The organism is Streptomyces sp. NPDC015345 (assembly GCF_043078805.1).
GTDB lineage: Bacteria > Actinomycetota > Actinomycetes > Streptomycetales > Streptomycetaceae > Streptomyces.
The window spans coordinates 1,371,103-1,379,772 of sequence record NZ_JBIBTX010000002.1 but is presented as its reverse complement, the minus strand read 5'-3'; the positions used below and the strand labels follow the sequence as shown (position 1 = coordinate 1,379,772).

Annotated in this window: 8 protein-coding genes; 3 read left to right on the top strand and 5 right to left on the bottom strand. The window is 72.7% G+C overall.

Annotation, left to right across the window (positions count from 1 at the left end; translation table 11 throughout):
• Positions 1 to 389: 389 nt before the first annotated feature.
• The gene (locus ACF062_RS12350) at positions 390 to 1,550 is read left to right on the top strand and encodes a cytochrome P450 (protein WP_392137658.1); all 1,161 of its coding nucleotides are present in this window, start codon (positions 390 to 392) and stop codon (positions 1,548 to 1,550) included.
• A 64-nt stretch (positions 1,551 to 1,614) separates the two neighbouring features.
• On the opposite strand, the gene ACF062_RS12345 is transcribed toward ACF062_RS12350, so the two are convergent.
• The 5 genes from ACF062_RS12345 to ACF062_RS12325 are packed head-to-tail and all read right to left on the bottom strand — an operon-like array spanning position 1,615 to position 6,679.
• A complete protein-coding gene (locus ACF062_RS12345; RefSeq protein ID WP_392137657.1) occupies positions 1,615 to 2,571 on the bottom strand; it encodes a TauD/TfdA family dioxygenase in 957 nt (318 codons plus the stop codon).
• A complete protein-coding gene (locus tag ACF062_RS12340; RefSeq protein WP_392137656.1) occupies positions 2,568 to 4,271 on the bottom strand; it encodes a GH3 auxin-responsive promoter family protein in 1,704 nt (567 codons plus the stop codon). The genes ACF062_RS12345 and ACF062_RS12340 overlap by 4 nt, the downstream gene beginning before the upstream one ends.
• 2 nt (positions 4,272 to 4,273) lie before the next feature.
• Positions 4,274 to 4,888: a hypothetical protein gene (locus ACF062_RS12335; protein ID WP_392137655.1), complete on the bottom strand. Its 615-nt coding sequence runs from the start codon at positions 4,886 to 4,888 to the stop codon at positions 4,274 to 4,276.
• Positions 4,878 to 5,555 carry a DUF6182 family protein gene (locus ACF062_RS12330; protein ID WP_392137654.1) on the bottom strand — a complete coding sequence of 226 codons (678 nt, stop codon included), beginning with the start codon at positions 5,553 to 5,555 and terminating at the stop codon, positions 4,878 to 4,880. The genes ACF062_RS12335 and ACF062_RS12330 overlap by 11 nt, the downstream gene beginning before the upstream one ends.
• Complete coding sequence (locus tag ACF062_RS12325; RefSeq protein WP_392137653.1) at positions 5,552 to 6,679, bottom strand: hypothetical protein; 1,128 nt, start codon at positions 6,677 to 6,679, stop codon at positions 5,552 to 5,554. Before ACF062_RS12325 ends, ACF062_RS12330 begins: the two co-directional genes overlap by 4 nt.
• Positions 6,680 to 7,083: 404 nt before the next feature.
• Between ACF062_RS12325 and ACF062_RS12320 the strand changes: the two genes are divergently transcribed.
• Positions 7,084 to 7,884: an alpha/beta fold hydrolase gene (locus tag ACF062_RS12320; RefSeq protein ID WP_320589147.1), complete on the top strand. Its 801-nt coding sequence runs from the start codon at positions 7,084 to 7,086 to the stop codon at positions 7,882 to 7,884.
• A gap of 26 nt (positions 7,885 to 7,910) precedes the next feature.
• Complete coding sequence (locus tag ACF062_RS12315; protein WP_392137652.1) at positions 7,911 to 8,555, top strand: GNAT family N-acetyltransferase; 645 nt, start codon at positions 7,911 to 7,913, stop codon at positions 8,553 to 8,555.
• Positions 8,556 to 8,670: the final 115 nt, after the last annotated feature.

The window sequence follows — 8,670 nt, the reverse complement described above, 5'->3', positions numbered from 1 at the left end:
TCCCGCGCTCTCCAATCGTTCGACTCATCGACTGGAACAGCACGGGCCGCCTCAACCGGGGCATGCGCATGACCGCCCAGCTCCTCTTGCAAAAAGCTGTGACCTGTTTATCTCGGACTTTCTTCAGCGCCTGGCGCGGCGACTCACTATGACTCAGGGTCCAGCGGTGATCAATGTGCTCCCGGTGGGCGTTCAACTGCGTGAGCACGGCAGTTGAACGCGGGATCGGGGCTGGTCCGGACGGCTTGACGTAGGTGTGCGCGCCCTGCGACGGTGACTGCCGCCTCTATCCGAACGCGCGCGTCGGAAGAATTTCGTGAATCATTTCCCGACCACCCCACTATCTGCGAGGCACCCGTATGCCCGATTCAGCGCCGCACATAAATCTGGTGGATCCCGCACTGTATTCCCACGGTGATCCCTTCGCGCAATGGCGCTGGCTGCGCGCCAACGATCCGGTGCACTGGCACCAGCCGGGCGAGCTGCCCGGTTTCTGGTCGCTGACCCGGTATGACGACATCCGCACGGCCTACCGTGACGCGGAGACGTTCAGTTCGGCGCAGGGGATCCTGCTGCGGCCCGCCGGCCACGGGGCGGACCCGGGCGGCGGGCGCACACTGGCCCTGACGGACGCGCCCCGGCACCGGCAGCTGCGGGGGCTGGTCGACGGCTGGTTCGCCGTGCGGTCGGTCCGCGCCCTGGAGGCGGAGATGAAGGACATCACCCGGGGAGTCGTCGACCGGGCGCTGGAGAGCGGCAGTTGTGACTTCGTGGCCGATGTCGCGGCCCGTGTCCCGCTGTACGTGATCTGCAAGATGATGGGCGTGCCGGAGTCCGACTGGGAGTACCTGTACGAGCTGACGAGCCAGGCCTTCGCGGCGGGCGACCCGGCGGCGCGCAGGTTCGCGCACCTCGACATCCTGGGCTACTTCGAGACGTTGCAGGCCGACAAGGCGGAGGACCCGGGCGACGACCTGGTGAGCATCCTGGCGACGGCGGAGATCGACGGGGAGCGCCTGAGCCCGGACGACGTGATCCTCAACTGCGACAACCTGTTGGTCGGCGGCACGGAGAACACGCGCATCGCGGCGGCCGGCGGGATGCTGACCTTCCTGGAGCGGCCGGACCAGTGGCAGGCGGTGCGCGACGAGCCGGGCCTGCTGCCGTCCGCCGTGGAGGAGGTGCTGCGCTGGACGTCGACGGCGACGCACATCATGCGTACGGCCGTGCGGCCCGCGGAGATCCGCGGGCAGCGTGTGGAGGAGGGCGACAAGGTCGTCTTCTGGCTGCCCTCGGCCAACCGCGACGAGTCCGTCTTCGACGACCCGGACGTGTTCGACGTGCGCCGCACCCCCAACCGGCACCTGTCGCTGGGCTTCGGTGAGCACTTCTGCCTGGGGAGCATGCTCGCCAAGGTGGAACTGCGCCTGCTGTACGGCGAGTTGTCGGAGCGGGGAGTGGACGTCGAGCCGGACGGCGAGCCGAAGCTCCTCGACTCGATCGTGGTGAACGGGCCCGAGACGCTGCCGGTGCGGATGAAGGCGGCCTGAGAGCCGGCACATGGTGAAGGGGCCCGCCTCGGGGAGGCGGGCCCCTTCACCTGTGGCGTACCGGTCAGCCGGACATGGCGACCAGGACCCGGCGGTCCCCGCCGAAAGGGCGCCGGCCATGACCGACCGCGACGTTGTCGATGACCATCAGGTCGCCCTGGCGCCAGTCGACGTCGACGGCGACCTCCAGGCCCCGGTCATGGACGTGCCGGACGTAGGCGTCGGGGATGGGGCCACCGTCGGCGAAGGTGACGGACTGGGGCAGCTCCTCGGCCGGGAGGATCTGTGCGAGTTCTCGGGCGGTCTCGTCGCCGAGCGCGGCCGGATGGAAGTGGTCGGCCTGGTTGAACCAGACCTCGGTGCCGGAGTGGGGGTGCTTGAGGGTGGCCGGGCGGATCGGGCTGATCACGCGCAGGCCGCCGTCCGGCATCCACTTCCAGTCGAACTCGCCCTGGTCGAGGAATGCTTCGACGACCGCGCGGTCGTCGGTCTCGAAGGTCTGGCGCCAGCCGCGGCCGAGTCCGAAGCCGTCGTGGAGGTTCTGGGTGTAACGGATGCCCGCCGCGAACGCGTCGCGCACCTCCTCGTCCAGGGAGTCCAGCCACAGCCCGCCGTCGACGACGGGCGTCGCGCCGCCGGAGCCCGGGGTGGTGGCGCAGTAGAAGAAGAGCCGCTCGGGCCAGTGGTGGCTGTAGGACAGTTCGTTGTGCATGGCGATGGTCATGTGCTGGGGGTACTCGGTGGACGTGTAGAGGTTCCCGCCGAGCTTGGTACGGGGCGAGGTGCCGTGCGTGTACGCGAGCCGGTTGGGCAGCAGCAGGTCCATCGCGGTCTCGACGTCCTGCTCGGCCACGTCGAAGTCGCGGAACACGACGGCCTTCTCGCGGGCGAGCAGCTGTCCGAAGTCGCCGATGCCGGCGAGGACTTCGCGTATCCCCGCGGCGCCGGTGCGGCCGCTTTCGGGGCGCAGCTCCAGTGGCTTCCAGTTCTCGGGGTCGGTGGTTCCCCTGGTGTCGGTCATTCCGGCCTCTTCTCGGTGTGCGTGCTGTGTCGTCCGTGGTCCCGCAGCCGTGCCCAGGCCGCGGGGTCGTGCTGGAACACCTGGTCCTTGATCTCGGGGGGTCTCATCCCGGCCGCCAGGCGGTGGTGCCAGTGCTCGGTGAAGGCCGAGGCGGCCACGGGGACCACGCGGGCGGCGCCGAGCGCGCCCGTCGACCGCACGTGCCGGTAGTCGTGGCTCACCCGGCACAACTCCTTGTCCACCAGGTCCTGGAAGGCCGGGAGCCGGGCCGGGGGCAGCGGCCGGTCCGGGGCGACGACCAGAGTGTGGTGGGGGCGGCCGGGCCCGTTCTCGGGGCGGCAGGTGACGTTGGTGACGCCGATGCCGGCGACGCGGCTCGCCTCGCGCAGGGCGCGTACGACGTGCGGTTCGCGCAGCCGCTCGCCCACCGTGTCCGAGAGCGTGGCTCGTCCGGCGTACTCGACGCGGGGGACGCCGTCGACGTGGTCGACGACGTGCGCGAGGTCGCCGAGCACATAGCGGTAGAGTCCGCCGAGGTGGGAGAGGACGACGTGGTAGTCGCGGCCTTCCTCCAGCTCGTCGTGGAGCAGCGTGGGGCTGTCGGGCGCGACGTCCCGTGACGCGTCGACGAACTCGTACAGGACGCAGGAGACGGCGAGGGGGCCCGCGCTCGGGTGCCGGTCGACGGGCACGCCGACGGGCCCCTCGGAGGCGGCGGGAGGCGTGGGCAGGATTGTGACGGAGGGGCCGTACGCGTCCTTGAGGCGGGGCAGGTAGAGGGAGGCGACTCCGCTGGTCCAGCAGTACAGGAGACTCAGGTGCGGCCAGATCGCCGCCGGTGTGGGGCGGCCCCCGGCGCGGCGCTCCAGTTCGGCGGCGCGGGCGGGGGCGGGGGTGCCGCCGGGCGCGCCGAGGCAGGTGCCGTCGCGGATGTCCTCGATCAGCCGTGGCCACCACTGGGCGATCAGCTCGGGCAGCATCGCGATCATGGTGGGGTTGTGGCCGATGACGGAGCGCACGTCGTGCTCCGCGGCCGTACGCACGCGGACGTACAGCTTGTCGAGGTACGCCTGGTCGTCGAGGGCCGCCGGCAGCTCGGCCCAGGGGGCGCGGCTGCCGGGCTCCTCCAGGTCCACGCCGAAGCCACCGCGCAGGTCGGCCTGGCTGGGGCCGAGGCTGGGGCGGCCGGAGTCGCTGAGGGCGGGGCGCGCGAGCCGGTCGTGGCGCAGGTTCAGGGTGACGGCGCCGCGCCCGAAGGCGTCGGGGTGGTACTGCGCGGGCACACCCATCGCGGCCTGGAAGAAGGGCAGGTAGACGCGTCTGACGAAGCTCTCGGTGACGGGGACGCGTTTACGGTCGCCGGTGGAGCCGCTGGTGGTGAAGAACAGCCTGGGCGGCTCGGCGGTGAGCACGCGGGCCTCACCGGCGGCGGAGCGGGTCAGCCAGGGCCGGTACTCCTGGTGGGTGCGCAGCGGGACGGCGGCGCGGTAGTCGTCGATCGTGCGGAGGCGGGCGAAGCCGTGTTCCCGGCCGAAGGCGGTGTCGGCGTTGTCGGTGAGGATCTCGGCGAGGATGCGCCGCTGCCGTGCGGCCGCGTCGGGGAGAGCCGCCGCGAACCGGTCTTTGGCGGCGACCAGTCGGGCCCGCCAGGCGGCGTCCTGGTCGCTCTGGATCCGCGGTGCGGTGTCGGTGGGTCTCATGCTCACTCCTTGATGGCCCACAGCACGTGGTCGGCGGTGGCTTCGGCGTCCTGGCCGGCGGGGATGTGTTCGACGCGCAACCCCTGTGTCTCGGCCAGGAGTTCGGCACGCAGGTCTCTCTGGAAACGGGTGAAGGCGTCGAGGTGAGGGGTGGCCCCGTAGTGCTCCAGTGGGTTGAGCCGGGCGCCGTCGCCGGCGCGCCGCCAGGCGGTCGCGGGATCGACGTCCAGGAGGACGACTCCGCGCGGGCGGGGCATGGACCGCCAGTACTGCGGCCACGGGCCGTCGGCCAGGCCGAGCAGCCGGCTCTTGGCGAGGATCTTGTAGTAGTAGGAGTCGATCAGGAGGGTGCGGCCGGGGGGCGCGCGGAAGATCCGGTCGCGGAAGTAGGCGACGGCGAGGTGGAGGAGGGCCTGGACGTACTCCGCCGAGTGGCCGCCCGCGACAGCCCGGCCGAGCGTCCCGGGCAGGGGGGCGAGGTCGCGGTACTCCTCGGGGAGGAGCGCCGCGTCGTAGGAGACGGGCAGCACGGAGCCGCCGCGCGCGGCGACCCGGTCCAGGGTGGTGGACTTGCCGCAGTGGTCGGTGCCGAGCAGGACCCAGAAGTCACTGTTCATCGCGGGCCGTCGTCTTCTCCAGGCAGGTGTACGCGCGCAGCCGCGCGGTGTCCGTGACGTCCTCGTGGACCCGTAGGTACGCCGGGTGCCGGGGCTGTGCCCCCAGGTGCGGTACGTGGGTGACGGCGATCCGCTCGCCGGGGGCCAGGACGCCGGTGAGCAGGGCTTCGGCGAGGGTGTGGCCGAGGTGGACCAGGTAGCGCTGGAGCGTGAGCCCGTCGGTCGCGACGGTGAGCCGCCACCGCCCTGGGGCGTGGCCGTGCGGAACGCGCAGGGTGTAGGGGGCCGGGGGCGCCCCGTTGGGCAGGGTGCCGCTCACCGGGCGCAGCAGGAGCCGCAGTGCGCGTCGGCGGGGCCCCGTCGCGGGGGCGTACCAGGCGACCTCGCCGTCGGTGCTCGTGAAAGCGGGCGGCAGGCGTACGGCGAGGTTGCACGGGTCACCCGCGAGGTACACGGTGCGGGTGAAGTCCGCGAGCCAGGCGTGCGCGGCGGCGGGGTCGAGCGTCGCCGTGAAGTCCAGGACGGACTGGGCGAAACGGGGCGGCTCGCAGCTGCGGAGCACGGCTACGGCGGCGGCCCCGGGGCCGGGTGGGCCGGCGGCCCGTACGCGGGCGTCGAGCACGTCCTGGAGCTCGCGCTGGGTGCGGGGCGGCCGGGCGGGCGTCACAGGTACACCTCATCCAGGAGGCCGCTGTCGGCTCCGGCCTTGCGGTGCTGGGCGAGCAGCGCGGTGGTGAGGCGATAGGGGTCGACATAGGCGTGGGGGCGGGAGTGCGCGCGCAGCGCGTCGGCGGTGTCCGCCCGGGGGCCCTGCTCCTTGAGGACGCGCGCGGCCCGGCCCATGCAGCGGTCCAGGAGGTCGGGGCGGTGCGGCCGGCCGTCGCCGTGGCCGAGGGTCCCGGTGAAGTACAGGCGCAGCCCGAGCCGGTACACGGCGGGGCCGACCCGGTCGAGGTAGCGCTCTGCCAGATCGGCGGCGGTCAGACCCTGCCAGCCGCCGTGCCGCGAGGAGGGGATGCGGCCCCGCGTGCCACCGGTGCGCACGCGGCCCAGGCCGATGAGTCCGACCCGGGCGCCGAGCCGCCGCAGGACGTGGCGTACGAGGATGTAGTCGGGGAGGGAGTCGCGATCGCAGGCGAGGACGACGTCGTCGTAGGCGCGGACGCGCGGGACCAGTTCACGCAGGACCGAGGCGAGGTAGTTGGCGGTGCCGTCGGCGGCCACGAGCAGCCGCAGCGGCATGCCGGCCCGGGTCGCGTCGAGGTGCACCGGTCCGCCCCAGCGCCGGTGATCCACGGCCAGGCGCAGGTCCACGAGCATCGCCACGAGGCCGTCGAGGCCGATCGGCGGCTCGGTCGGAGTCCGCAACCCCCCTTCGGCGATGCCCATGTCGCGCAGCCGCGTCGCCCACAGTTCCAGGACGCGCGCGCCCGCGGGGTGGAGGGCGCCGTCGGAGGCGGAGACGTCACCGGCGGTGCGGGTGCGCTGGTATTCCACGTACAGGGCGCCGATCTCCTCCTCGTCGCAGGTGCTGTAGTCCGCGCCGGGGCGGGTGCGGTCGAGGTGGTTCCAGAAGCCGAGTGTCTGGGCGTTGCGGACGCCGACGGTCCAGCTGTGGAGGAGGTCGACGTGGTGCAGCAGGCCGGTGGCCCGGTGCACGAGGTCGCTCCACAGGAGCCCTTTGATGTGGCTGAGGGTGAGCGGCTTGGTGGGGGCGACGGGTACAGGCGCGAAGAGCACGCGGCGGGCGTGCCCCGCCGCGAGCGGCGGCTTCGGCTGGCGCAGGGGCACGTCGTCCTCCGTGGGATGCGGGGTGGCGAGGGGGCCGGGCTTCCGGCTCCGCCGGGACGGGGGATTCCTCGGGCGGGGCCGGAAGCGTGCGGGGAGGGGGTCCCCGGGGCCGGCGGTCCGCGCCGGGGCTTCCGACGGGCACGGCCGCGGACCCACTATGTGCCCGGCCGGACGTCCCGGGTCAACAGCCGCCGACTGTTCGTTCAACTGCGTGCGCGGGCCGGTTGAACAGCGCGTATGTGTCTGATCGTGGCCTCGGCAGACAGGCTTGATGGCGGAGTCGGGGCGGTGTCATGGTGGTGCGCCCGGCAGCGCCCGGCGCCCATCCACGCCCCTCGTCAACGAGTTCTCCCCCGACGACTGGAGACCCTCTTGCACACCACGACCGTGACCGAGGGCCCGCCATGCCCTATGTGACCTCCAACGGCATCCGGCTCTCCTATCAGCGCTCGGGTCAGGGGGAGCCGGTACTCCTCATCATGGGCTCGGGTGCCGCCGGCCATGTCTGGACCACACACCAGACGCCGGCGCTCAACGAGGCGGGCTACGAGACGATCATCTTCGACAACCGAGGCATCGGCGCCTCCGACGCACCTCCCGGGATGTACACGCTCGCCGAGATGACGGCCGACACCAGGGGCCTGATCGAGGCCCTGGGCCTCGGCCCGTGCCGGATCGTCGGCACGTCCATGGGCGCGATGATCGCTCAGGAGCTGGCCGGCCAGGCACCGCATCTGGTCCGTTCTGCCGTCCTGATCGCCACGCGTGCGCGTGCCGACGCGACGCGGCGGGCTCTGACGGAGGCGGACCGGGCGCTGCGGGAGAGCGGTGTGCGGCTGCCGCCGAGGTACGAGGCGATGCGCACGGTCCTGGAGATGCTGTCCCCGGCGACCTTGAACGACGACACCGCGGCCTCCGGCTGGCTGGAAATCTTCGAGCTGGCCGGTGGGATCACCGGCGATGGCGGTCAGGCCGGGGTGGACCGGGCGGGCGACCGCCGGGAGGCGCTGCGCACGATCACCGTGCCGTGCCGCACCATCGCGTTCACCGACGACCTGATCTGCCCGCCGCATCTGGTGGCCGAGGTCGCCGACGCCATTCCCGGCTGCGACCACGTGGAGATCCCCGACTGCGGCCACCTCGGCAACCTGGAGCGCCCTGACGCGGTGAACGCCGCGATCATCGAGTTTCTCGCCAAGTACTGAGGCTCCGGCACACGGGAGGATTCGCTGTGACACAGACAGAGATGCCGGATGCGGGATTCGCGGCGAAGACCGTGAGCCGCGGAGTGACCACGTGGACGCTACGGATGTCCTCGCCCGAGCGGCTGCGGCCGGTGCGCGCGGACGTGCCCATGAGGGTGGAGCGGTCCCAGGTGCCGTCGGTCGACCTGAGCCGTGCCCTGTACGCGGCGGTGGGCTCCCGGGTGTGCTGGACCGACCGGTTCGAGTGGGACCACGAGACGTGGGAGGCATGGGTCGGCCGCGACACCGTGGCGACGTGGATCGCCACGGTCCGGGGCACCGTCGCCGGCTTCTTCGAGCTGGAGACGCAGCCGGGCGGGGCGGTGGAGATCGTGCTGTTCGGCCTGCTCCCGCAGTTCTACGGGCAGGGTCTGGGCGGTGCGCTGCTGACCGCGTGCGTGGAGAACGCCTGGCGCGGCGGCGTGGACTGGAGCCCGGGTGCCGGGCCGACGTCGCACGTCTTCCTGCGGACCAGCACGCTCGACCATCGACACGCCGTGCGCAACTACCTGGCGCGGGGCTTCGAGACGGCCGAGGCGGAGACGGCCGACAAGCCGATCCCCGACCTGCGGCTCGCTCCCTGGCCGCTGCCGCGCGACCCGCGGTCGGTGCCGACCAGCGGTGATCTGTAGGCGGCGCCGCGGCGTGGGGGGGGGGGGGCCGGGGGGGGGGGGGGGCGGCCACCCCGCCCCCGCCGGGGACGGGGGGCGCGGGCCCCGGGGGGGGGGCCAGCGGCACGGGCGGCGA

Excerpts from the sequence above, each read along its gene's own strand:
- ACF062_RS12345 (WP_392137657.1), bottom strand. The coding sequence starts at position 2,571 with ATGACCGACACCAGGGGAACCACCGACCCCGAGAACTGGAAGCCACTG.
- ACF062_RS12340 (WP_392137656.1), bottom strand. The coding sequence starts at position 4,271 with ATGAGACCCACCGACACCGCACCGCGGATCCAGAGCGACCAGGACGCC.
- ACF062_RS12335 (WP_392137655.1), bottom strand. The coding sequence starts at position 4,888 with ATGAACAGTGACTTCTGGGTCCTGCTCGGCACCGACCACTGCGGCAAG.
- ACF062_RS12320 (WP_320589147.1), top strand. The coding sequence starts at position 7,084 with ATGCCCTATGTGACCTCCAACGGCATCCGGCTCTCCTATCAGCGCTCG.